This window comes from Pseudomonas sp. 05N433, from assembly GCF_056396925.1.
In genome coordinates this window covers 49,640-72,581 of the sequence record NZ_JBFTML010000015.1, presented here as the reverse complement: position 1 = coordinate 72,581, position 22,942 = coordinate 49,640, and the positions used below count along the sequence as shown (strand labels likewise).

At 59.7% G+C, this 22,942-nt stretch carries 20 protein-coding genes and 4 tRNA genes; 5 read left to right on the top strand and 19 right to left on the bottom strand.

The annotated features are described in order from the left end of the window. From AC1DIS_RS10860 to rluD, 7 genes are all read right to left on the bottom strand, one after another. Positions 1–77: transfer RNA gene (locus AC1DIS_RS10860), tRNA-Pro, on the bottom strand. Positions 78–172: 95 nt separating this feature from the next. Beyond that, positions 173–248, bottom strand: a tRNA-Lys gene (locus AC1DIS_RS10855). Positions 249–253: 5 nt separating this feature from the next. Then, positions 254–330, bottom strand: a tRNA-Pro gene (locus AC1DIS_RS10850). Between the two features lie 9 nt (positions 331–339). Further along, positions 340–415 (bottom strand) — tRNA-Asn (locus AC1DIS_RS10845). Between the two features lie 299 nt (positions 416–714). Continuing rightward, the gene (gene clpB, locus AC1DIS_RS10840; protein WP_477780874.1) at positions 715–3,279 is read right to left on the bottom strand and encodes an ATP-dependent chaperone ClpB; all 2,565 of its coding nucleotides are present in this window, start codon (positions 3,277–3,279) and stop codon (positions 715–717) included. Between the two features lie 130 nt (positions 3,280–3,409). Beyond that, a complete protein-coding gene (gene pgeF, locus AC1DIS_RS10835) occupies positions 3,410–4,132 on the bottom strand; it encodes a peptidoglycan editing factor PgeF (RefSeq protein ID WP_477743874.1) in 723 nt (240 codons plus the stop codon). Further along, positions 4,129–5,091: a 23S rRNA pseudouridine(1911/1915/1917) synthase RluD gene (gene rluD / locus AC1DIS_RS10830; RefSeq protein WP_477780873.1), complete on the bottom strand. Its 963-nt coding sequence runs from the start codon at positions 5,089–5,091 to the stop codon at positions 4,129–4,131. Before rluD ends, pgeF begins: the two co-directional genes overlap by 4 nt. 151 nt (positions 5,092–5,242) lie before the next feature. Between rluD and AC1DIS_RS10825 the strand changes: the two genes are divergently transcribed. The 4 genes from AC1DIS_RS10825 (at position 5,243) to AC1DIS_RS10810 (ending at position 9,551) form a co-directional block, all read left to right on the top strand. After that, positions 5,243–6,259: an outer membrane protein assembly factor BamD gene (locus AC1DIS_RS10825; RefSeq protein WP_477743873.1), complete on the top strand. Its 1,017-nt coding sequence runs from the start codon at positions 5,243–5,245 to the stop codon at positions 6,257–6,259. A 136-nt stretch (positions 6,260–6,395) separates the two neighbouring features. Further along, positions 6,396–6,629 (top strand): PP0621 family protein, encoded by a 234-nt coding sequence (locus AC1DIS_RS10820; protein WP_007938406.1) that lies wholly within the window; start codon positions 6,396–6,398, stop codon positions 6,627–6,629. Then, complete coding sequence (locus tag AC1DIS_RS10815; protein WP_477780872.1) at positions 6,619–8,208, top strand: sensor histidine kinase; 1,590 nt, start codon at positions 6,619–6,621, stop codon at positions 8,206–8,208. The genes AC1DIS_RS10820 and AC1DIS_RS10815 overlap by 11 nt, the downstream gene beginning before the upstream one ends. Continuing rightward, positions 8,205–9,551 carry a sigma-54-dependent transcriptional regulator gene (locus tag AC1DIS_RS10810; protein ID WP_477780871.1) on the top strand — a complete coding sequence of 449 codons (1,347 nt, stop codon included), beginning with the start codon at positions 8,205–8,207 and terminating at the stop codon, positions 9,549–9,551. The genes AC1DIS_RS10815 and AC1DIS_RS10810 overlap by 4 nt, the downstream gene beginning before the upstream one ends. Before the next feature lie 19 nt (positions 9,552–9,570). Here AC1DIS_RS10810 and thiO read toward each other — a convergent pair whose 3' ends face one another. The 7 genes from thiO to AC1DIS_RS10775 are packed head-to-tail and all read right to left on the bottom strand — an operon-like array spanning position 9,571 to position 16,372. Then, the gene (gene thiO, locus AC1DIS_RS10805) at positions 9,571–10,671 is read right to left on the bottom strand and encodes a glycine oxidase ThiO (RefSeq protein ID WP_477748772.1); all 1,101 of its coding nucleotides are present in this window, start codon (positions 10,669–10,671) and stop codon (positions 9,571–9,573) included. A gap of 56 nt (positions 10,672–10,727) precedes the next feature. Then, complete coding sequence (locus AC1DIS_RS10800) at positions 10,728–11,129, bottom strand: type IV pilin protein (protein ID WP_018925895.1); 402 nt, start codon at positions 11,127–11,129, stop codon at positions 10,728–10,730. A gap of 13 nt (positions 11,130–11,142) precedes the next feature. Further along, positions 11,143–14,265 carry a pilus assembly protein gene (locus AC1DIS_RS10795; RefSeq protein ID WP_477780870.1) on the bottom strand — a complete coding sequence of 1,041 codons (3,123 nt, stop codon included), beginning with the start codon at positions 14,263–14,265 and terminating at the stop codon, positions 11,143–11,145. Beyond that, the gene (locus AC1DIS_RS10790) at positions 14,252–14,731 is read right to left on the bottom strand and encodes a pilus assembly PilX family protein (protein WP_064620447.1); all 480 of its coding nucleotides are present in this window, start codon (positions 14,729–14,731) and stop codon (positions 14,252–14,254) included. Before AC1DIS_RS10790 ends, AC1DIS_RS10795 begins: the two co-directional genes overlap by 14 nt. 11 nt (positions 14,732–14,742) lie before the next feature. Beyond that, positions 14,743–15,456 carry a PilW family protein gene (locus AC1DIS_RS10785; protein WP_477780869.1) on the bottom strand — a complete coding sequence of 238 codons (714 nt, stop codon included), beginning with the start codon at positions 15,454–15,456 and terminating at the stop codon, positions 14,743–14,745. Then, positions 15,453–15,902, bottom strand: coding sequence for a type IV pilus modification protein PilV (gene pilV, locus AC1DIS_RS10780; RefSeq protein WP_477780868.1), 450 nt, complete (start codon positions 15,900–15,902; stop codon positions 15,453–15,455). The genes AC1DIS_RS10785 and pilV overlap by 4 nt, the downstream gene beginning before the upstream one ends. Further along, entirely contained in the window at positions 15,899–16,372 is a 474-nt protein-coding gene (locus AC1DIS_RS10775) for a GspH/FimT family pseudopilin (RefSeq protein ID WP_018925890.1), read from the bottom strand. Before AC1DIS_RS10775 ends, pilV begins: the two co-directional genes overlap by 4 nt. Before the next feature lie 131 nt (positions 16,373–16,503). Here AC1DIS_RS10775 and AC1DIS_RS10770 point away from each other — a divergent pair, with 131 nt between their 5' ends. Next, a complete protein-coding gene (locus AC1DIS_RS10770; protein ID WP_064620453.1) occupies positions 16,504–17,061 on the top strand; it encodes a GspH/FimT family pseudopilin in 558 nt (185 codons plus the stop codon). Here AC1DIS_RS10770 and ispH read toward each other — a convergent pair. The 5 genes from ispH to ribF form a co-directional block, all read right to left on the bottom strand. After that, positions 17,030–17,977, bottom strand: a complete 948-nt coding sequence (gene ispH, locus AC1DIS_RS10765) for a 4-hydroxy-3-methylbut-2-enyl diphosphate reductase (protein WP_064620456.1) — start codon at positions 17,975–17,977, stop codon at positions 17,030–17,032. The two genes, AC1DIS_RS10770 and ispH, sit on opposite strands and share 32 nt — an antisense overlap. Before the next feature lie 149 nt (positions 17,978–18,126). Next, positions 18,127–18,564, bottom strand: a complete 438-nt coding sequence (gene fkpB, locus AC1DIS_RS10760; protein WP_477743890.1) for an FKBP-type peptidyl-prolyl cis-trans isomerase — start codon at positions 18,562–18,564, stop codon at positions 18,127–18,129. 7 nt (positions 18,565–18,571) lie between these two features. Next, positions 18,572–19,084, bottom strand: a complete 513-nt coding sequence (lspA, locus tag AC1DIS_RS10755) for a signal peptidase II (protein ID WP_477743870.1) — start codon at positions 19,082–19,084, stop codon at positions 18,572–18,574. Then, positions 19,077–21,908 (bottom strand): isoleucine--tRNA ligase, encoded by a 2,832-nt coding sequence (ileS, locus tag AC1DIS_RS10750; protein ID WP_064620459.1) that lies wholly within the window; start codon positions 21,906–21,908, stop codon positions 19,077–19,079. Before ileS ends, lspA begins: the two co-directional genes overlap by 8 nt. Next, positions 21,909–22,859 carry a bifunctional riboflavin kinase/FAD synthetase gene (gene ribF, locus AC1DIS_RS10745; protein ID WP_018925885.1) on the bottom strand — a complete coding sequence of 317 codons (951 nt, stop codon included), beginning with the start codon at positions 22,857–22,859 and terminating at the stop codon, positions 21,909–21,911. Positions 22,860–22,942: the final 83 nt, after the last annotated feature.

Genomic DNA, 22,942 nt, shown 5'->3' with positions numbered 1-22,942 from the left:
TGGTCGGGGTAAGGGGATTCGAACTCCTGACATCCTGCTCCCAAAGCAGGCGCGCTACCGGACTGCGCTATACCCCGGTAAAAAAAAGGCACCTTTGAAAGGCGCCTTCTGCGAACAGAGCTTTTGGCGTCTGATCTTAAGATTCGATCCCAGCGTTAACTGGTTTCAAAAATGGTGGGTCGTGTGGGATTCGAACCTACGACCAATTGGTTAAAAGCCAACTGCTCTACCAACTGAGCTAACGACCCAAAAATGGTCGGGGTAAGGGGATTCGAACTCCTGACATCCTGCTCCCAAAGCAGGCGCGCTACCGGACTGCGCTATACCCCGGTTTGAAATTGGCTCCGTGACCAGGACTCGAACCTGGGACCCAATGATTAACAGTCATTTGCTCTACCGACTGAGCTATCACGGAACTACATATTTCAATTTACAACTGTGAAGCTTGCTTCAGCTCTTCGACTCGTTCGCATCGCTGCGTTCGTGTGTCTGAGGCGCGCTATTCTACAATCTTAAGCACCTCTGTCAACCCCCTAAATTGCTTTCAAGTTAATGATTTGCAACTTATTTCAGATTCCTGCTTGGGGAGCAGAAACCCTCTCGGGGTGACTTACTGCGGGGCGCACTTTACAAGCATTTTCCTTTGAGTTCAACAGCCTATCGAAAAAAAGGCCTCGCAATGCGAGGCCTCTTTCATTTTGTTGCCACTGGGGATCAGACAAAGACGATTTCGTCGTGTTCCACCACACCTTTGGCGGTCTCTCCGGGCATGAAACGACCCGATAGAATCAGCTGGGCCAGCGGGTTCTCGATCCAGCGCTGGATCGCCCGTTTGAGCGGCCGTGCGCCATAGACCGGGTCGTAACCGACAGCAATCAGCTTATCCATCGCTTCCGGACTCAGCTCAARCTTCAGCTCGCGTTCGGTCAGACGGCTACGCAGGCGACCCAACTGGATCTCGGTAATGCCCGCGATCTGATCCCGAGCCAGCGGCTCGAAGATCACCACTTCGTCGACCCGGTTGATGAACTCCGGCCGGAAGTGCGTGGAAATCGCATCCATCACCGCTGCGCGCTGCGCTTCGCGATCCCCTATCAGTTCCTGGATCTGTACCGAGCCCAGGTTGGAGGTCATGACGATCACGGTATTTTTGAAATCCACCGTGCGGCCATGGCTGTCGGTCAAACGGCCATCTTCAAGCACTTGCAGCAAGATGTTGAACACATCCGGGTGGGCCTTCTCGACCTCATCCAGCAGGATCACCGAGTAAGGCTTGCGACGCACCGCCTCGGTCAGGTAACCGCCCTCCTCATAGCCCACGTAGCCCGGTGGCGCGCCGATCAGACGAGCCACGGAATGCTTCTCCATGAACTCGGACATGTCGATCCGTACCATCGCCTCTTCAGTATCAAAGAGGAACTCGGCCAGYGCCTTGCACAACTCGGTTTTACCGACACCGGTCGGGCCGAGGAACATGAACGAACCGCTCGGGCGATTCGGATCGGACAACCCGGCACGGGAACGCCGCACTGCGTTGGAGACGGCGATCACGGCTTCGTCCTGACCGATCACACGTTGGTGCAACAGGCTTTCCATCTTCATCAGTTTTTCGCGCTCGCCCTCGAGCATTTTCGCCACGGGGATGCCGGTCCATTTCGACACGACTTCAGCGATCTCTTCTTCAGTCACCTTGCTGCGCAACAACTGGTTTTCGCTTTTGCCGTGCTGGTCGACCATTTGCAGGCTGCGCTCCAGGTCCGGGATCACCCCGTATTGCAGCTCGGCCATGCGGTTCAGATCGCCTTTACGGCGCGCGGCTTCCAGTTCCTGACGGGACTGTTCGATTTTCTGCTGGATCTGTGCGGAACCCTGGACCTCGGCTTTTTCCGAGTTCCAGATCTCTTCGAGATCCGAATACTCACGCTCGTGACGGGCGATTTCTTCCTGCAATTTTTCCAGACGTTTCTTCGCCGCGTCGTCGCTTTCTTTCTTCAGCGCCTGGGATTCCACCTTCAGCTGAATCAGGCGACGCTCCAGACGGTCCAGCACTTCCGGCTTGGAATCGATTTCCATGCGGATGCGGCTGGCGGCTTCGTCGATCAGGTCGATGGCCTTGTCCGGCAACTGGCGGTCCGTGATGTAGCGATGGCTGAGCTTGGCCGCGGCGATGATTGCACCGTCGGTGATTGCCACCTTGTGGTGAACTTCGTAGCGCTCTTTCAGACCACGCAGGATGGCGATGGTGTCTTCTTCGCTCGGCTCGTCCACCAAGACCTTCTGGAAGCGCCGCTCGAGGGCCGCATCCTTCTCTATATATTGACGGTACTCGTTGAGCGTGGTCGCGCCGACGCAATGCAGCTCACCGCGAGCCAATGCCGGTTTGAGCATGTTGCCTGCGTCCATCGAGCCTTCGCCCTTGCCCGCGCCGACCATGGTGTGCAACTCGTCGATGAACAGAATGATCTGCCCTTCCTGCTTCGACAGTTCATTGAGCAGGGACTTGAGGCGCTCTTCGAACTCGCCGCGGTATTTGGCACCGGCAATCAATGCCCCCATGTCCAGGGACAAAAGGCGCCTGCCTTTGAGACCGTCCGGCACTTCACCGTTGATGATGCGCTGAGCCAGGCCTTCGGCGATGGCGGTTTTACCCACGCCAGGTTCACCGATCAGCACCGGGTTGTTCTTGGTGCGGCGTTGCAGAACCTGAATGGTGCGGCGAATTTCATCGTCACGGCCGATCACCGGATCGAGCTTGCCCTCTTCAGCGCGCTTGGTCAGGTCGATGGTGTATTTATCCAGCGCCTGGCGTGATTCTTCCTGGTTGGCGTCATTGACCGCCTCACCGCCGCGCAGATTGTTGATCGCGTTTTCCAGCGCCTTTTTGCTCACGCCCTGGCCGAGCAGCAATTTGCCGAGCTTGCTGTTCTCGTCCATCGCGGCGAGCAGCACCAGTTCGCTGGAGATGAATTGGTCACCCTTCTGCTGGGCCAGGCGATCGGCCTGATTGAGCAGGCGTGCCAGATCCTGCGACATGTTCACGTCACCGGTCGGGTTCTGGATTTTCGGCAGCTGATCGAGCGCTTTGGTCAGCTCTTTACGCAGGCTGTTGACGTCGAAACCCACCTGCATCAGCAGGGGTTTGATCGAACCACCCTGCTGTTCAAGCATGGCCTGCATCAAATGCGCCGGTTCAATGGCCGGATGATCGAGGCCGACAGCCAGGGACTGGGCGTCGGACAAGGCTAACTGCAGCTTGCTGGTTAAACGGTCTATACGCATGGGTTCACCTTCCTTTTGAGCAGGCCGGACCTATAAACATCCCGAATAAAGAAACCTGCCAGATACCGCTATAGATGTGGTCGATTCTGGGAGATTCAAGCGTCGTGCAGTTGATGTAGATCAGAGAAGTCTAGCGTTCGAGCCAGATCAGAGAGGCAAACCGGCCGGTGCGTGGACTGCGGCGGTAAGAAAAGAAGCGAGGATCAGTCACGGTACAGAATCCGCCGCCATAAACAGCGGTAACCCCGCGAGCGGCCAGACGTAAACGCGCCAGTTCATAGATGTCGGCCATGAACTTGCCGGCATTCTGGCTCGGCACGAAGGCTTTGGCTGCTTCAGGCAATTGCTGGACGAAGGTTTCGCGCACTTCCGGGCCGACTTCAAAGGCTTGAGGGCCAATGGCCGGGCCGAGCCAGACCAGTACGTCTTCGGGCGGTACATCCAGGCTGTCGAGGGTCGCTTCCAGCACACCCGCCGCCAGCCCGCGCCAACCGGCATGGGCGGCAGCGACGCGGGTGCCGGCACGGTCGCAAAACAGCGCAGGAAGGCAGTCGGCGGTCATCGCTGTGCAAGCGATACCGGGTGTTGCCGTCCAGCTGGCGTCGGCAGTGGCTACCAGGTTTGGGTCCGCTTGGGTCACGACAATGCCGTGAACCTGTTGCAGCCAGGCCGGCTGAATCGAGAAACGATCGGTGAGACGACGGCGGTTTTCGGCGACGGCTTCAGGGCTGTCGTCAACGTGATCGCCGAGGTTGAGGCTGTCGAACGGCGCCAGACTGACGCCGCCCGCACGGGTGGTAACGCAGGCTTTGACGCTGGCCGGCGCGGGCCAGTCAGGCGTCAGCCAGGTCATCCGATGAACGCCTCGCGGTCTTGCTTGAGCAGCGACAGCAACCAGACGAAGTCATCCGGCAGTGGCGATYCCCAGCTCATGCGTTTACCGGTGGTCGGATGATCCAGCTCCAGGAACCGCGCATGCAGCGCCTGACGCGGGAAATTCTTCAGGGATTCGACCATGGTCACGCTGGCGGCCGGTGGAATACGGAAACGACCGCCGTAGGCAGGATCTCCGACCAACGGGTAGTTGATGTGCGCCATGTGCACGCGAATCTGGTGCGTACGACCGGTTTCCAGCTTCACTCGCACATGAGTGTGGGAGCGGAAACGCTCGAGCACGCGGTAGTGACTGACGGCTTGCTTGCCACCTTCCATCACCGCCATGCGCTGGCGTTGCTGGCCGTGACGACCGATCGGCGCGTTGATCTTGCCGCCTGCGGTCACTACACCAATCACGATGCACTCATAGATCCGGCTGACGCTGCGGCTCTGCAATTGCGTGACCAGCTGTGTCTGCGCCTGAATGGTCTTGGCCACCACCATCAGACCGGTGGTGTCCTTGTCCAGGCGATGCACGATACCGGCGCGGGGCACATTGATGATGTCCGGCACGTGGTGCAGCAAGGCGTTGAGCAAGGTGCCGTCGGCGTGACCGGCGGCCGGATGCACCACCAGGCCCGCAGGCTTGTTGATCACCAGGATGTCGTCGTCTTCATAGACGATGTCCAGCTCGATGTCTTGAGCGATCCATTCGCCCTGAGCTTCCTGCTCGGCAGTCAATTCAAGAATGGCGCCACCGTGAACGATGTCTCGCGGGCGGATAACCGCCCCATCCACAGTCAGGCGGCCGTCTTTGATCCAGGCGGAAAGGCGCGAGCGCGAGTGCTCAGCGAATAATTGTGCGGCGACTTGATCGAGGCGTTGGCCGCCCAATTCGGACGGCACCTCTGCGCGAAGTTCAATTTTATCGGACATGCTCAGACTAGGCGTCGGCACAGCCTTTGGTTTCGGCTGCGCGCTTGTGGTTAAATACGGCGTCTTTTGCCCCGAGGCTTTTCAACGGGGCACTCATCATAACAGGACGGCCCCGCCCAAGACAGCGGCCGTCATAGGGACGCAAGCCGCCATGCAAGTGAAACACCTGCTGCTGATCGCCATCCTCGCATTGACCGCTGCTTGCTCATCGAAGGAAGTCGTAGACGAAAACCTGAGCGAAGTCGAGCTGTACCAGCAGGCTCAGCACGATCTGGACAACAATAGCTACACTGCCGCCACAGCCAAGCTGAAGGCCCTGGAGTCGCGTTATCCGTTCGGTCGCTATGCCGATCAGGCTCAACTCGAGCTCATCTACGCCAACTACAAGAACTCCGAGCCTGAGGCTGCGAAGTCCGCCGCCGAGCGATTCATTCGTCTGCACCCGCAGCACCCGAACGTCGATTACGCCTACTACCTCAAGGGTCTGACCTCTTTTGACCAGGACGTCGGCCTGCTGGCGCGCTTCCTGCCACTGGACATGACCAAGCGTGACCCGGGCGCTGCCCGCGACTCCTACAACGAGTTCGCCCAGCTGACCAGCCGCTACCCGAACAGCCGCTACGCGCCGGACGCCAAGCAGCGCATGATTTACCTGCGCAACCTGCTGGCGGCCTATGAAATCCACGTTGCCGACTACTACCTGACCCGTCAGGCCTACGTTGCCGCCGCCAACCGTGGCCGTTATGTAGTGGAAAACTTCCAGGAAACCCCATCGGTCGGTGACGGCCTGGCGGTGATGACCGAAGCCTACCAGCGCCTGCACCTGGACGAACTGGCTGCGACCAGTCTCGAAACCCTGAAACTCAACTACCCGAACCACCCGAGCCTGGTGAACGGTCAGTTCGTGCCATCGGTAGCCGAAGCCGACAACCGTTCGTGGCTGAGCAAGGCCACCCTGGGCCTGATCGAATCCCGTCCGCCACTGCCGCCGGGCGAAACCCGCGCCAACCAGGATGTGCAGAAGCAGTTCCAGGATGCCAAGGACGCGATTCCGAACGAGCTCAAGCCTAAAGATGAAAACGGCGATGTGATCGAAGAACCGGAACCCGAGTCCAGCAACACCGACCGTTCCTGGTTCAGCCACATGACCTTCGGCCTGTTCGACTGACATAGAGATGTTGTACCGGGAAGGCGCCTTTCGAGGCGCCTTTTTTATTGCCGGATTTTTGGGTGAACGTATTGCGCTGTGCGCTTGACCCGTCCTTGGCTAAACTGCCAATTCATTAATCAAAAAGCAGCTCACCATGCTTCGTCTATTGTTCTGGATCGCCCTGATTGCCGCTGCCGTATGGTTCTGGCGCAAGTTCAAGGGCCCGACGTCGGTCGCCAATATGCCGCGCGAGCAAGATGCTCCACCCATGGTTCGCTGTGCTCATTGCGGCGTACACCTGCCCCGCGACCGCGCGTTGAAACTCGAACAACAGTGGTATTGCAGCCAGGCTCACCTTGAGCAAGGCCCGGGCTCAAGTGATCGCTGAGACGCCCAGCCCAGGCAACAAACAGGCCCAGCGACTGCTGCGCCTCTATCACCTCTACCGCTTAAGCGTCGGCATCACCCTGGTGCTGTTGATCTCCAGCAACATGGACAACCAGTTGCTGAAGTTCGCCAATGACGACCTGCTGCGCAACGGCAGCTGGTTGTACCTGGTGCTGAWTATCCTGCTGGTGGTCTTTCTGGGGAACACCCGACGCCCCGCGCAGCTGTTCGGCCTGGCGCTGGTCGATGTCCTGCTGCTGTGCGGCCTGTTCTATGCCGCGGGCGGCATGGCCAGTGCCATCGGCAATTTGCTGATYGTCTCAGTAGCCATCAGCAATACCTTGCTGCGCGGGCGTGTCGGTCTGCTGATCGCAGCGGTCGGTGCCCTTGGCATCGTGGGTTTGAGCTTCATCCTGAGCTTCAACCACCCCGCCAGCCCCAGTGATTACCTGCAAATCGGCACCCTCGGCGCCCTGTGTTTTGCCGCGGCGCTGCTGGTGCAGGGATTGACCCGACGATTGGAGGTCAGCGAAACCCTGGCCGAACAGCGGGCCAGTGAAGTGCTCGGTCTCGAAGCCCTCAACGCACTGATCCTGCAACGCATGCGCACAGGCATTCTGGTGCTCGACAACCAGCGGCGGGTGCAACTGGCCAATCACAGCGCCTTGACCTTGCTGGGGCAGGAAAAACTGGACGGCCAGTTGATCGACGATTACTCGATACCGTTGGTCGAGCGGCTCCAACTGTGGCTCAACAATCCAACGTTGCGCCCGCAAAGCCTGCAGATCGCCAGCAACGGCCTCGAGCTGCAACCAAGCTTCATTGCCCTGGACCAAAGCCCGCACCACCAGACGCTGGTTTTTCTCGAAGACCTCGCCCAAATCGCCCAACAGGCCCAACAACTGAAACTCGCCGCCCTCGGTCGCCTGACCGCCGGGATTGCCCATGAGATCCGCAATCCACTGGGCGCCATTAGTCATGCCGCGCAGTTACTGCAGGAATCCGAGGAACTGAACGGTGCGGACCGGCGTCTGACCCAGATTATTCAAGACCAATCTCAGCGCATGAATCGGGTAATCGAAAACGTCCTGCAATTGTCCCGTCGCCAGCAAACCGTGCCGCAACGGCTCGATTTGAAGCCGTGGCTGGAGCATTTCGTCGCCGAAACCCGCGAAGGCTCGAAAGAACATCAGCAGATTCACCTGCGCATCGGCTTGGGAGACTTCAAAACCCTGATGGATCCGGATCAGCTGACCCAGATTCTCGATAACCTGTTGCGCAATGCCTGGCGCCATAGCGCCCTCAAGCATGATCGGGCGCAGGCCTGGCTTGAGTTGTTTATCGACCCGGACAGCCAGTTGCCGACCCTGGAAGTCCTGGACGATGGCCCTGGCGTTGCACCGGACCAACGTACTCACTTGTTCGAACCGTTCTTCACCACCAGCAGCCAGGGTACTGGCCTGGGGCTTTATCTGTCCCGTGAGCTGTGCGAAAGCAATCAAGCCCGCCTAGACTTCAAATCACGCCAAGGCGGCGGCTGCTTTCGCATCACCTTTGCTCACGGACGGAAACAAAGTTGAACACGAGCCCACGGCAAAAAATCCTCATCGTCGACGACGAGCCGGATATCCGCGAACTCCTGGAAATCACCCTGGGACGGATGAAACTCGACACCTCCAGCGCACGCAACCTCGCAGAAGCGCAGGCGCTACTGGCACGGGATACGTTCGACCTGTGCCTGACCGACATGCGCCTGCCTGACGGCACCGGTCTGGCGCTGGTGCAGCACATCCAGCAGCGCTATGCGCAAGTGCCGGTGGCGATGATCACCGCCTACGGCAGCCTGGAGACAGCAATAAATGCCCTCAAGGCCGGCGCCYTCGACTTCCTGACCAAACCGGTCGACCTCACCCGCCTGCGCGAACTGGTCATCAGCGCCCTGAGCTTGCCAGCGCCAGGCGGCACCAGCAGCGGCATCGACCGTCGGCTGCTGGGCGACTCGCTGCCCATGCGCAACCTGCGCAAACAAATCGACAAACTGGCCCGCAGCCAAGCCCCGGTCTACATCAGTGGCGAATCCGGCAGCGGCAAGGAACTGGTCGCCCGACTTATCCACGACCAAGGCCCACGCGCCAGCCGACCGTTCGTCCCGGTGAACTGTGGGGCAATCCCGTCGGAATTGATGGAAAGCGAGTTTTTCGGCCATCGCAAAGGCAGTTTCAGCGGCGCCATCGAAGACAAGCCCGGGCTGTTCCAGGCAGCCCAGGGCGGTACTTTGTTCCTCGACGAAGTGGCTGACCTACCGCTGGCAATGCAGGTCAAACTGCTGCGGGCCATACAGGAGAAAGCCGTTCGCAGCATCGGTGGCCAGCAGGAAACCGTGGTCGATGTGCGCATCCTCTGCGCCACTCACAAAGACCTCGATGCCGAAGTCGCCGCCGAACGCTTTCGCCAGGACTTGTACTACCGCCTGAACGTGATCGAGCTGCGAGTACCGTCCTTGCGCGAACGCCGCGACGACATTGAGCTTCTGGCCAACAATATGCTCAAGCGACTGGCGGCCAGCACTGGCCAGCCCCCCGCAAAACTCCACCCACAAGCCCTCGAAGCGCTGAAAAACTATCGCTTTCCTGGAAACGTGCGGGAATTGGAGAACATGCTCGAACGGGCTCACACCTTGTGCGAGAACAAACAGATCGAAGCCAGCGACCTGCGCCTGGCAGAAGGCAACTGCAACCCGGACGGCGGCGTGCCAGACCTGACACAGATCGATAATCTGGAAGCCTATCTGGAAAACGTCGAACGCAAACTCATCCTCCAAGCCCTGGAAGAAACCCGCTGGAACCGCACGGCGGCGGCCCAGCGATTGAATCTGTCATTTCGGTCGATGCGTTACAGGCTGAAGAAATTGGGGCTGGATTGAACCGTTAACAGCTCTTCTGTCAGATTCGTCCGGCCGGCGCATACGGCGCAGGGTCGATAATCGGCGCCCGCCCCAGCATCACATCGGCAAACAACTGACATGACGCCGGCGCCAGCACCAGCCCGTTACGGTAATGCCCGCAGTTGAGCCAGAGCCCGTCATATCCCGGCACCCGACCGATATAGGGGATTCCTTCAGGCGACCCGGGCCGCAACCCCGCCCAATGCCCCACCACCTCGGCATCCGCCAATGCCGGAATCAATTCCACCGCCGATGCCTTCAGGCTTTCCAGCGCCGTGTCGGTTGGCGTCTTGTCGAAGCCCTCATGCTCCAGCGTACTGCCGATCAGGATGTGCCCGTCGCGCCGGGGAATGGCATAACGCCCCTTGGCCAGGACCATGCTCGGCAGGAAGTCCGCTGCGCACTTGTAGAGAATCATCTGGCCCTTGACCGGTTCGACCGGCAGCTCCAGGCCCAGCTTTTTCAGCAAGTCACCGCTCCAGGCCCCCGCTGTCAAAACCACCTCATCACCCCGAATGGCCCCCGTCGAGGTCTGTACCCCGACCACCGCAGAACCTTCCCGGATAAATTCGCTGACCTCGCATTGTTCATGGATCGTCACGTTCGGCAACGCCAGCAAGGCGGCCTTGAGGGACTTCACCAGCCGTGGATTACGCACATTGGCCACATCGGCCATGTAGATCGCCCGCGAAAAACCGGCGCCCAATACCGGCACTGCATCGTGGGCCGCAGAGATATCCACAGCCCGCAGCGGACGGTTCTCCCGTTTGGCCCAGGCGAGTGCTTCGGCCTCGTCATCCAGGTCCAGCCAATACAACCCGGTGGTGTGCACTTCAGGATCGACACCGGTGGCAGCGAACAAACGCTGGGCCAGTTGTGGATAAAAATCCTGGGACCAATGAGCCAGTGCAGTGACCGCCGGGCTGTAGCGCCATGGGTAGAGCGGCGAAACGATCCCGCCACCGGCCCAGGAAGACTCCTGACCGACGTTCGAGCGGTCCAGCAGCACCACGCTCTGCACTTCGGACGCGAGATTGAACGCCGTCAGCAGGCCAATCACCCCGCTACCGACAATCACCACTTGCTGTTGACTGCTCATGTTCTGATCCAACCGTTCTATAGACAGAGGGCGCAAAAGGCGCCCGAAAAAGGAACTCAGCGCCCCCAGCAATCCTTGGTGGCCAGGCCGGACGCGGCATTGACCATACTCCTGACACCGGTATTGGTGAGAGTGAAATCACCGCACTTGTCGCTGGCCATGGTCGAACCGGCCTTGCGTGTTGCCGTCAGCAGGAAGGTCTGATCGGTCAGGGTCGGGGTGATGGTGTAGAAATCATTGCCGGCGCTGAGGCCGGTGGCATTGGTGTAGACATTATTCTTCGAATAGAAACGCTCGAGGATCTGCGCCTGCTCGGAAAGCAACCCGGCGACTTCAGTACGGCGGCCCTTTTTTATGTACTCGGTGAGGCTCGGATAGCCAATGGTGATGACGATCCCGATGATCGCAATCACGATCATGATTTCGATCAGGGTAAAACCTCGGTTGGATCTGCGCATGCCTCACTCTCACTTACTGTATTTGTCGCCACATGATGCGACGGCCGCTGCCGCCACCGGATTTTTCCACCAGAGTGGTCACGCCACCACCGGAGTCGTTCACAATCTTGCGGGTTGCGTCATTGACGACCGCGTTCAGGGTCGGGATACCACCGGTGAAGATCACCCCGCTGGAAATCGTGTCGTTGCCGTCGACCACCCCGTCGGCATTGGTGTCGAGTACCGCGTAATTGAGCATCTTACCGCTGAACGCATCGAGTTCGACCAGTTTGCCGGTACCGAAGCTGGCACAGGGGTCCACGGTATCCACGCTGAGCGTGGTAAAAACAATTCGCCCCGATACCAGACTGGCCTGATAGATCACCCGCTCCCCCGTCAGCACGTTGTTGTATACCAGGGGCAAGTACCAGCCTTTCTTGGCCGGGTAGGTCACCTCGTTCTGGCTGGTGGTGATGAATTGCCCGGTACTGCCCGAAAACACGCCGGTCACCGCCTGCGCCTGCAAACTGGAAACAGTGATTTGTCCTGCGCCCCCCTCGGCATCCCATACCGCGTAGAACGCCTGTAGATCCTTATTGGTCTTGTCGGCAACCTCATTGAATTTGCCGGTGCCGAAAAACACCTCCTTGCCGCCCAACACGTGATCCGCCAGCAACGGTTGCGCGGTAATCGGCTGGGTCGCGCCACCTGCAGTGGTGAACAACGGCTTGCCGGAAAACGCCACGCCCCAGGTGTCAGGGGTGGTGCCACTCAAATCGAACTTCCACAACCGCCCTTTCAGATCGCCCCCGTAGGCAGCCTGCACCACATTCTGCGAGTTGACTCTGAGCTTCACCGACGACAGGCCGTTGGTGGTTTCGGTACTGTCGACCACGATTTTCTTGATCAGCGAGCCGTCGCGAATATCCACCACATACAACGCTGCCACCCCGGAGTTGCTGCCATAGCCGTTGGAGATAAACGCGGCCCAGCGACCATCGGCCAAGCGTGCCACTTCGGGGCGCGCATAGGCATAACCCAGATCATTGAAAACGTTCGTTGTATTGGCCGTGGCCGGCGCACGGACTTCCCACAGTGCTTTAGTTTCATTACCAGCCGATGCGTCGAACAATTGCAGCGCATAGAAGGTTTTGCCGCCCGCCCCCGTTCCGCCAATCGCCAGGGTTTTCCAGGCGCTGTTGAGCTGAGCATCGAACACGCCGACCTGGCCATCGACCAGAAACTTGTGGCTCACACCGTTGATGTAAGTGGGATCAGCGATGTCGTTCAGCGATGGCAGCACGCTGGAGGGCATGTAGGCATAACGCCTGACACCATTGGCCGAGTTGATGATGTTTACAAAACCGTCGTTGGCATTCACCACCAGGCTGGCATTCATGTTGGCGGCTTTGGTGGTCAGGTAAGTGCTGTAGCTGGTGTCTGCCACCAGATCGGACGCGGTTTTGTCCGTGGGTGAGGCCAGCACGAGTGGCGAATTGATGATGTCGCCGAGCAATACACTGCGAACTTTCAGCCCGGTTTTGTTGATGCCCTTGCTCCACTCCACCAGATCGTTGCCGTTGATGCCAGTGGGCAGCCCCTGGTTGAGGGCGGTCTGCTGCGCCGCAGAGAAATTGCTGTAAGCCAGGGTGACCGCGGCGTTGGTTTGCRTGTTCCAGGACTGGTAGATCGGCGCAGTGGCGCCGGGCACGATGGTGGTGTCGGTCGTCCACAGCACAGCGGCGGTGTTAACCGCGCCCGCCGACGTGAAGCCAAAGGACTTGATCGTACCCCGCCAGTCCTTGGGATCGTAACTGGTCTGGAAATAGCTCGAGTTGCTGGTCAGGGTCGTGCCGCTGGCCACGCCACTGCCACCTGAGCCGGCCTTGGAAGTGATGTCGCTCAGGGCGGCAGACAGTGCATTGTTAAGTCCCGCACTGTCGTTCGCCTGGTAATACTTGCCCTGCCCATAGGTCGCGGCATCCGCCAACATCTGGTTTGCAGCGGTGAAACCCACGGTATAGGTGTTCATGTTCTGCTTGGGAAAATCCAGGGCGTTCCAGCTTTTACCCGCGGCATCGGTTCCCGTGGAACGCATGTCGATATCGAAGGCGAACTTGGCAATGTCATCCAGGTACAGGGTGTCGCCCTCATCGTCGCCTGAGGGATCGGTACCATCGTTACTGCTGATCCCGTCCCAGTTCGGTAACTGGCTGCCACCCAGCGGATCATCGGTCGGAAAGGTTCGGTCATAGGTCGGCAGACCATCGGTGATCACCACCCCGTAGTTTTTCTGGCAACGGTACTGAATCGGACTGGTATAGGTGTCGGGCGTCGAGTTGTTGTACGGCGCCATGCCACGGAAATAACGAGTGATCTCGTAATAGGCTTCCGCCAGCGGCGTATTGGCTTGCGCGCTCAGCTCGTCGATCCCGGCGATCAGTGAGGTGTAATTGGTATCGGCCTGAGCCTGGGTCACAGTGCCACTGACCGCCGACAAATCGCTGATCGAGCGGGCGATGTAACCGCCGTCATTCTTATGGTTGCCGACCGCCAGGTTGAACGTCGACAGGCCGATGCGCAGCGAACGGTTATTGGCCACCAACGTCTTGGAAACGTTGCGCGCCACGTTCATCCGGTAATCGTTGGGGATCGAGCCGTCGGTGAAGTCCCGGTCAGTGTTGTTGGCCAGGCTGATCAGGTAGGACAAATAATTCGCCGTATACCGCGTGTCCTCGCTTCCCACCGGATCGGGAAGCTTCAGGCAAAGCGAATCCAGACCGAGAAGGCTGTTTTTATAAAAACCGTACCATCCGGCCTTCGAGCATGTTCCATGATTCAAACTCGACAAGGCGATATTGTTATCGGTCATGTCCAGGTCGCGGCCTTTGTTGCACGAACCATTGGAGAGGCAAATCGTCACCGGGGTGCGTGCGACCGTCGGGTCGAAGCCGGCCGCCCAGATAATGTTGTTCATACTCCCCGAGTCATCGAGCAGCAGCATCACATTGGCAGGCACGGCGGCGGCGCTCAACAGCGGAGAATCCGAGGGCGTGAAGGCGTAGGTCGGCGCTGCCAGGTAAAGGCTCAAGACCGCGCCGCAGAGCAGCTGCAGTAACCAATGGCGCCAGCCTGTGCGGGTCTCAGTACTTCGCATAAATACTCTCCACCACACTGCGCGAGCTGCCCGCGATGCCCACGGCGGTCACCCGATAAAGGGTTGCCGACGTGTTGCTCGGCACATTCACGGCAGTCAGGGTAGTGCCGATGTTCTGCACTCCATAAAAGCCGCTACCGGAGGCGATCCAGTTCACCCCCGAGGTGGAGTTGAACCCGGCGGCGGTGATGACCGACGCCTCGGCCGGCGGTGCGCACTGGCTGGTGCCACTGCAGACCGGCAACGAGTAGGAGTTCAGTTGCACCGCGCTTTCACCGACCCGCAACGCCGCTTCCGCGCCCTGGAACGACTGGTTGCGCAGGATCACGCTGCTGGTCATTTTCTCCTGCAACGTGGCGCTCTGCATCGACGAGAGACCGATCAATGTCAGCACCAGGAGAAACACCAGGCTGACCAACAGCGCCATGCCGCGCTGGGCGTGATATGTCATGGACGCACGACTCATCGGCCCTCCCCTCATTGCAACCGGTTGCGCAAGGCGGCAACTACGTTGAAGGTTTGATTGCGGACCCGGTTGTTCGGGTCGGTGAGGGTCAGCGTCAGCCGCACACTGCGGATTCGCGCCGGATCGGACGGATTACTGCTGTAACTGGAGGCGGCTGTATCCGTGGCCGAACTGGCGATACCGAAGCTCACGCCAAAGGYACTGACGTTGTTTACCAGCACCGCCTGAGTCGGCGTGCCAGTGCCGGAGCCCATCAGCAGTTGGTTGTTGCTGAAGCTGTAGACCAGCCGCCGGATCGGAAACGCCAACTGCCCCGATGCCGGCGTGCGTAAACCGGTGTAGGCCGTCGCAGTATTTCGGCAGTCGGAAACCACCGTCCAGGTCGGCACTCCGCCACTGCCGCCGACATCTGCGGTGACCAGAGTCAATTTGAGGTTGGCATTGTCCCAACTGATCGGTGTGAGCAGGCTGGCATTGAAATCCCCCGCCGAGCTGGCGTCGGTAATCGTACCCAGGCAACCAAACATGCCGACCATGCGAATTTCCTGAATCATCTTGCTCAGGACGAACCGCGCATCTTCCTGCATGCCGGCAGCTGTGTTCTGGCTGACATAGGTGTTTTTGGCGGCGATGAAAATCTGCGCCACACCCAGGACCACGATCAGGCTCAACGCCAGGGCGATCAGCAATTCGATCAGACCGAAGCCTCTGCTGGTTCTGTTCATGGTGTCGTCACCGGATCAACGGTGGCACGGCTGGTGAGGACAAAACTGCGGCGCGAATCGGCGATATTGGCGGCCCGGGAGTCGTCCCAGGTAATGGTGATGGTGTATACCCGCTGGTTGCGGACGATGCTGCCGGTGGCCGTGGCGCCGCCGAAATTGACGATATTGGTGGTGAAGTCGTAGAGGTCCTGATCCCGGGCCACGCTCAAGTTGCCCGAGGTCGGCGGCGTGACGGTGTAATCGGCGCCGGAATTGGCGCGAATGCGGTCCATCATGTCGTAGGCGATAAAACTCGCCYGGCTGGTCATCCGTGAGCTGTCGGTGTACTTCAGCGCATTGAGCTGAATCGCCGCCGCGCCCAACAGACCCACAGCCAGCACCAACAACGCGACCAATACCTCGATCAGCGTCATGCCCTCCTGTGCACGCTTGCTCCAACCCCTCATCCGCAACTTCCACCCAATAGAATTCGTCCGTTCAAACACACATTCAGCGTCCTGCTTTGCGCCCCCAGCACATAACTGATCACCACCGCCGTGGACGGCGCTGCCAAGCCGCCGAGATTGTTGAAATCAATCGCGGTCACTCCTGAGGTTAGCGTCAGAGTTGCTCCGCTGCTCATCGCTGGAACAACCCGCAATACATTGGCCGGATTGCCAGTACCGTCATAAACGCTCAGCTCGCCGGTCCAGACACTGCCGCCGGCCGTCGGGCGAACCCGAGTGGTGAAGCCCCGATCAATCGCCTCAAGCCGCGCGTAATTGAGTGCCCGTTGCAAGTCGCCGACCTCGGTGTCGGCCTTGTTGCTTTGCACCGAGCGGGTGAACGCCGGAACGGCCAGTGTAATCAGGATCAGAAACACCGCGAGCGTGACCAGCAGCTCGATCAGCGTGAAACCTTTTGTACGATGATCCATCAGTGCCCTCCGTTGCCGTCGGCTATACCTGCTTCTACACGCTAGAACATTCGACCGACAGATGTACGGTTGTTTTGCCATTACTCGCGCAAGGATCGCGCGGGCCGCAGCACTCCATGGAGGGAGATGACATGCATCAGCAAGGTTTCAGCCTGATCGGACTGCTCATGGGACTGACGATTGTCGGGATTGTTCTGCACTTGGTCAGTCCGGCGTTCGCTGCACTGACGGAATCGAATCATCGGGAGCAGGCGGCCGAGTCGCTGATCAGTGGGATCCGCCAGGCCAGAACCCTGGCCATAACCCGCAACCAGAACGTGGTCATTCATGGCATCAACGGCGATTGGAGCCAGGGCTGGCGGATCATTCTGGACATCAGCGGCAAAGGGCCAGAGGACAGCAGCAATCCGCTACTGGTCGAGCGCGCAGGTGATGCGCGGACGCCGATTGTCGGCAATTGGTGGGTCAGGCGTTTCGTGCGGTTCAGCAGTCTGGGCCAACCGCTGATGCCCGGGCGGGCATTTCAGGCAGGGACGCTACATATTTGCTCGGCTCGCGAGCCGGTCAGCCAGCTCCAGGTGGTACTGGCGGCGAGCGGTCGAGTGCGCCTGGCCAACCGTAAGGCTGAGCAGGCGCTGTGTCGAAAGGCGAAAAGTATTACAGCAGCGAACGCACGCGCAGCTCTTTAGGCATGGAGAAGGTGATGTTCTCCTCGCGACCGGCCAGTTCATCGGCACCCGTGGCACCCCAGGCCTGCAATTGCTGGATCACGCCACGTACCAGCACTTCCGGAGCGGAGGCACCGGCCGTGATGCCAATACGCTCGACACCGTCGAACCAGCTCTTTTGCAAGTCTTCGGCACCGTCGATCAGATAGGCCGGGGTGGCCATGCGTTCGGCCAGTTCACGCAGACGATTGGAGTTGGAGCTGTTCGGGCTGCCAACCACCAGCACCACGTCGCATTCGTCCGCCAGTTGCTTGACGGCGTCCTGACGGTTTTGCGTGGCGTAACARATATCGTCCTTGCGCGGACCGCCGATCGCCGGAAAACGCGCACGCAGGGCGTCGATCACGCGACTGGTGTCGTCCATGGACAGGGTGGTCTGGGTAACGAAAGCCAGCTTTTCAGGGTTGTTCACCTGCAATTCGGCGACATCTTTCTCGTCTTCGACCAGATAGATCGCGCCACCATTGCTGCCATCGTATTGTCCCATGGTGCCTTCGACTTCCGGATGACCGGCATGACCGATAAGGATGCATTCACGGCCGTCGCGGCTGTAACGCGCGACTTCGATGTGCACCTTGGTCACCAGCGGGCAGGTCGCGTCGAACACCTTCAGGCCACGACCTGTGGCTTCGGTACGCACGGCCTGGGAAACGCCGTGGGCGCTGAAGATCACGATCACGTCATCCGGTACCTGATCCAGTTCCTCGACGAAGATCGCCCCACGGGCACGCAGGTCTTCGACCACGAATTTGTTGTGGACCACTTCGTGGCGCACGTAGATTGGCGGCCCGAAGACTTCCAGGGCGCGGTTGACGATTTCGATCGCCCGGTCCACGCCGGCGCAGAAGCCACGGGGGTTGGCGAGTTTGATTTGCATGCTGTGCCTCGTGTCTTGCGCGCAAGAAGTTAGATCATTGTAGGAGCAGAGCTTGCTCGCGAAAGCGGTGTGTCAGTCAACATTGATGCTGAATGTGATGACGCCTTCGCGAGCAAGCTCTGCTCCTACAGGTGACCGTATTCGGTCAGTTACAACGCTTTGACGTTGATGATCTCGACGTCAAAGGTCAAGGTCTTACCGGCGAGCGGGTGGTTGAAGTCGATGGTCACTTGCGCGTCATCGAATTCCTTCACCACGCCTGGCAGCTCGGTATTGGCCGCATCATTGAAGATCACCAGCAATCCTGGCGACAGTTCCATGTCCTGGAACTGTTTACGCGGGATGATCTGCACGTTTTGCGGGTTAGGCTGGCCAAAGGCGTTTTCCGGCTCGATGGACAGGCTGCGCTTGTCGCCGGCCTTGAAGCCGAACAGCGCGGCCTCGAAGCCTGGCAACAGGTTGCCGTCGCCGACCTTGAAGGTCGCCGGGGCTTTGTCGAAAGTGCTGTCGACGGTGTCGCCGTTCTCCAGGCGCAATGCAAAGTGCAAGGTGACTTCCGTGTTCTGGCCGATACGTTGTTCAGCCAATACCTGTTCAGTCATGAACGGTTTCTCCGGTCTTCTTACTTTTGAACATATCCAGCGCGAGCATTACGGCACCGACAGAAATGGCGCTGTCAGCAAAGTTGAACGCCGGGAAATACCAGCGGTTCTGCCAATGCACCAGAATGAAATCGATCACATGCCCCAGGGCAATGCGGTCGTACAGATTGCCCAGCGCGCCACCCAGCACCAAGGCAAGCGCAATCGCCAGCCAGGTGTCGTTGCGCCCCAGGCGCTTGAGCCAGATCACCAGCACCGCGCTAACCACCACCGCGATCAAGGCAAACAACCAGCGCTGCCAGCCTGAGCCGTCAGCCAGGAAGCTGAACGCCGCCCCGGTGTTGTAGGCCAGGGTCCAGCTGAACAAATCGGGGATCACCACGATTTGCTGGTACATCTCGAGCTTGCCTTCGAAGTAGAACTTGCTGGCCTGGTCAATGACCAGGACCAGCAAACTCAACCAGAGCCAGCTCAGCCGTCCGAAACGGCCAGCCGCATTAGGCATAGTGACGAACCTCGCCCGCGCCGCTGATGTTGTCGACACAACGACCGCAGATTTCCGGATGTTCCGGGTTCACACCGACGTCTTCACGGCAGTGCCAGCAGCGGGCGCACTTGACGTGAGCCGACTTGACGATCTTGAGCTTCAGGCCGCTGACTTCGGTGACCACGGCATCGGCCGGTGCCTGCACCAATGGCGCAACACTGGCGGTCGAAGTGATCAGCACGAAACGCAGTTCGTTGCTCAGCTTGGCCAGGTCGGCGCTCAGCGCGTCTTCGGCGAACAGCGTCACTTCGGCTTGCAGGTTGCCACCAACGGCCTTGGCTGCACGCTGGATTTCCATTTCCTTGTTGACCGCAACCTTGACCGCCATGATCCGGTCCCAGTAAGCGCGATCCAGCTCGAAGCCTTCCGGCAGTTCGCTCAGGCCTTCGTACCAGGTGTTGAGCATCACAGACTCGTTACGCTCGCCCGGCAGGTACTGCCACAGCTCGTCGGCGGTGAACGCCAGGATCGGCGCGATCCAGCGCACCAGCGCTTCGGAGATGTGGAACAGCGCAGTCTGGCACGAACGACGGGCCTTGCTGTCGGCGCCAGTGGTGTACTGGCGGTCCTTGATGATGTCCAGGTAGAAACCGCCCAACTCCTGCACGCAGAAGTTGTGGATCTTGGAGTAAACGTTCCAGAAACGGTATTCGCCGTAGTGTTCCTGCAGCTCGCGTTGCAGCAACAGCGTGCGATCCACGGCCCAACGGTCCAGGGCGAGCATTTCTTCGGCCGGCAGGAGGTCGGTGGCCGGGTTGAAACCGGTCAGGTTGGAAAGCAGGAAACGCGCGGTGTTACGGATGCGCCGGTAGGCGTCCGCACTGCGTTGCAGGATCTGCTCGGAAACCGCCATCTCACCCGAGTAGTCGGTAGACGCTACCCACAGACGCATGATGTCGGCGCCCAGGGTGTCGTTGACCTTCTGCGGCGCGATCACGTTGCCCAGGGACTTGGACATTTTGCGACCGGATTCGTCGACGGTGAAACCGTGGGTCAGCAGCTCGCGGTACGGTGCGTGGTCGTCGATGGCGCAACCGGTCAGCAACGACGAGTGGAACCAGCCGCGGTGCTGGTCCGAGCCTTCCAGGTACAGGTCGGCGCGAGGGCCGGTCTCGTGGCCCATCGGGTGCGAACCGCGCAGGACGTGCCAGTGCGTGGTGCCCGAGTCGAACCAGACGTCCAGGGTGTCGCTGATCTTGTCGTACAGCGGCGCTTCGTCACCGAGCAACTCAGCGGCGTCCATCTTGAACCAGGCTTCGATGCCTTCGACTTCGACGCGCTGGGCGACGATTTCCATCAGTTCGACGGTGCGTGGGTGCAGTTCGCCGCTTTCCTTGTTCAGGAAGAACGGGATCGGCACGCCCCAGTTGCGCTGACGGGAGATGCACCAGTCCGGACGGTTGGCGATCATCGAGTGCAGGCGCGCCTGGCCCCAGGCCGGGACGAATTTGGTGTCTTCGATGGCTTTGATCGCGCGTTTGCGCAGGGTGTCGCCCGCTGCTGGCTCTTTGTCCATGCCGATGAACCACTGCGCGGTGGCGCGATAGATCAGCGGGGTCTTGTGACGCCAGCAATGCATGTAGCTGTGTTCGATGGTGGTGGTGTGCAGCAGCGCGCCGACTTCGGTCAGTTTATCGACGATGGCCGGATTGGCCTTCCAGATGAACTGGCCGCCGAAGAACTCCAGCGATGGCACATACACGCCATTGCTTTGCACCGGATTGATGATGTCATCGTTGACCATGCCGTACTTCTTGCAGGTCACGAAGTCGTCCACGCCGTAGGCTGGCGAGGAGTGAACCACGCCGGTGCCCGCGCCCAGCTCAACGTAGTCGGCCAGGTAAACCGGCGACAGGCGATCGTAGAACGGGTGACGGAAGTTGATCAGTTCCAGCGCTTTACCGGTGGTGGTGGCGATCACCGAACCTTCCAGGCTGTAGCGGGCCAGGCAGGACTCGACCAATTCTTCAGCCAGTACCAGCAGCTTGTCGCCGACGTCGACCAGGGCGTAGTTGAACTCCGGGTGAACGTTCAGCGCCTGGTTGGCCGGGATAGTCCACGGAGTGGTGGTCCAGATCACGATCGAAGCAGGTTTGCCCAACGACGGCAGACCGAACGCGGCAGCCAGCTTGGCTTCGTCGGCGATCGGGAAGGCCACGTCGATGGTCGCGGACTTTTTGTTCTCGTACTCGACTTCCGCTTCAGCCAGGGCCGAACCGCAGTCAAAGCACCAGTTCACAGGCTTCAGGCCCTTGAACACGAAGCCACCCTTGACGATTTCCGCCAGGGCGCGGATTTCACCGGCCTCGTTTTTGAAGTCCATGGTCTTGTACGGGTTGGCGAAGTCGCCCAACACGCCCAAACGGATGAATTCGGACTTCTGGCCTTCGATCTGCTCGGTGGCGTAGGCACGGCACAGTTCGCGGGTCTTGTCGGCGCCCAGGTTCTTGCCATGGGTCACTTCGACTTTGTGCTCGATCGGCAGGCCGTGGCAGTCCCAGCCCGGAACATAAGGTGCGTCGAAACCCGACAGGGTTTTCGAGCGGATGATCATGTCCTTGAGAATCTTGTTCAGCGCATGACCGATGTGAATCGTGCCGTTGGCGTACGGAGGACCGTCGTGCAGTACGAACTTCGGACGATCCTTGCCAATCTCGCGCAACTTACCGTACAGGCCAATGCTGTCCCAGCGCTGCAGAATCTGCGGTTCGCGCTGAGGCAGGCCGGCCTTCATTGGGAAGGCGGTGTCCGGAAGGTTTAGCGTGGCTTTATAGTCGGTCATTTAAGGCTCTTCATTAGCGATTGGCGCTAGGTGCGACAGGGCACGGGCGGCGGCGATATCCGCATTGATCGCCGTCTTAAGCGCCTCCAGAGAGGCGAAACGCTGCTCTTCACGCAGCTTGTGGTGGAAAACCACCGTCAAACGCCGGTCATACAGATCGCCGGCAAAATCTAAAAGGTGCACTTCGAGGTGAGCTTTGCCATCCCCTTCGACCGTTGGCCGCACACCAATATTGGCGACGCCTGGCCAGGTCTTGCCATCGATGTCGACGCTGACCAGGTAAACCCCGCTCAACGGCACACGACGACGCTTGAGTTGTACGTTGGCCGTGGGCGTACCCAACTGGCGCGCCAGCTTCTGGCCATGCAGGACCCGACCGGCAATCCGGTACGGGCGACCGAGCAGTTGCTCGGCCAAGGCGAAATCGGCAGCGGCCAGGGCATTGCGGACCTGAGTGCTGCTGACACGAATGCCGTCCAGCTCGACGGTCTGCGCCGCTTCGACGGTAAAGCCCTGAAGGACGCCGGCCTGTTGCAAGTAGTCGAAATCCCCCAACCGGTCGCAGCCAAATCGGAAATCGTCACCGACTTCCAGATGCTGCACCCCGAGGCCGTCCACCAGAATGGTATCGACGAACTCTCTGGCGCTGAGTTTGCTCAGGCGATGGTTGAAAGCCAGGCACAACACCCGGTCGACACCCTCTTCGGCCAGCAGCTGCAGTTTGTCCCGCAAGCGGGCCAGACGGGCCGGGGCGGTGTCCGGAGCGAAGAACTCCCGCGGCTGCGGCTCGAAAATCACCACGCAGCTGGGCACGCCCAACTCGAGCGCACGCTCTCGCAGCCGGACCAGGATAGCCTGGTGGCCACGGTGAACACCGTCAAAGTTGCCAATAGTGGCGACACAGCCCCGATGCTGGGGGCGCAGGTTGTGGAGACCTCGAACCAGCTGCATAACGCGCTTCTTGCTCATAAAGTGGTCGATTATAACCACACCCGGCGGCCGACGACAGGCAACACCGTAACCCAAAGTAATCG

Bases quoted from the DNA above. Each gene is read 5' to 3' on its own strand.
- AC1DIS_RS10770 (WP_064620453.1), top strand. From the start codon at position 16,504: ATGCATCAGCAAGGTTTCAGCCTGATCGGACTGCTCATGGGACTGACG.
- lspA (WP_477743870.1), bottom strand. From the start codon at position 19,084: ATGCCTAATGCGGCTGGCCGTTTCGGACGGCTGAGCTGGCTCTGGTTG.
- AC1DIS_RS10820 (WP_007938406.1), top strand. From the start codon at position 6,396: ATGCTTCGTCTATTGTTCTGGATCGCCCTGATTGCCGCTGCCGTATGG.
- AC1DIS_RS10800 (WP_018925895.1), bottom strand. From the start codon at position 11,129: ATGCGCAGATCCAACCGAGGTTTTACCCTGATCGAAATCATGATCGTG.
- thiO (WP_477748772.1), bottom strand. From the start codon at position 10,671: ATGAGCAGTCAACAGCAAGTGGTGATTGTCGGTAGCGGGGTGATTGGC.
- ileS (WP_064620459.1), bottom strand. From the start codon at position 21,908: ATGACCGACTATAAAGCCACGCTAAACCTTCCGGACACCGCCTTCCCA.
- AC1DIS_RS10790 (WP_064620447.1), bottom strand. From the start codon at position 14,731: ATGAGTCGTGCGTCCATGACATATCACGCCCAGCGCGGCATGGCGCTG.
- pgeF (WP_477743874.1), bottom strand. From the start codon at position 4,132: ATGACCTGGCTGACGCCTGACTGGCCCGCGCCGGCCAGCGTCAAAGCC.
- AC1DIS_RS10825 (WP_477743873.1), top strand. From the start codon at position 5,243: ATGCAAGTGAAACACCTGCTGCTGATCGCCATCCTCGCATTGACCGCT.
- ribF (WP_018925885.1), bottom strand. From the start codon at position 22,859: ATGCAGCTGGTTCGAGGTCTCCACAACCTGCGCCCCCAGCATCGGGGC.
- AC1DIS_RS10775 (WP_018925890.1), bottom strand. From the start codon at position 16,372: ATGGATCATCGTACAAAAGGTTTCACGCTGATCGAGCTGCTGGTCACG.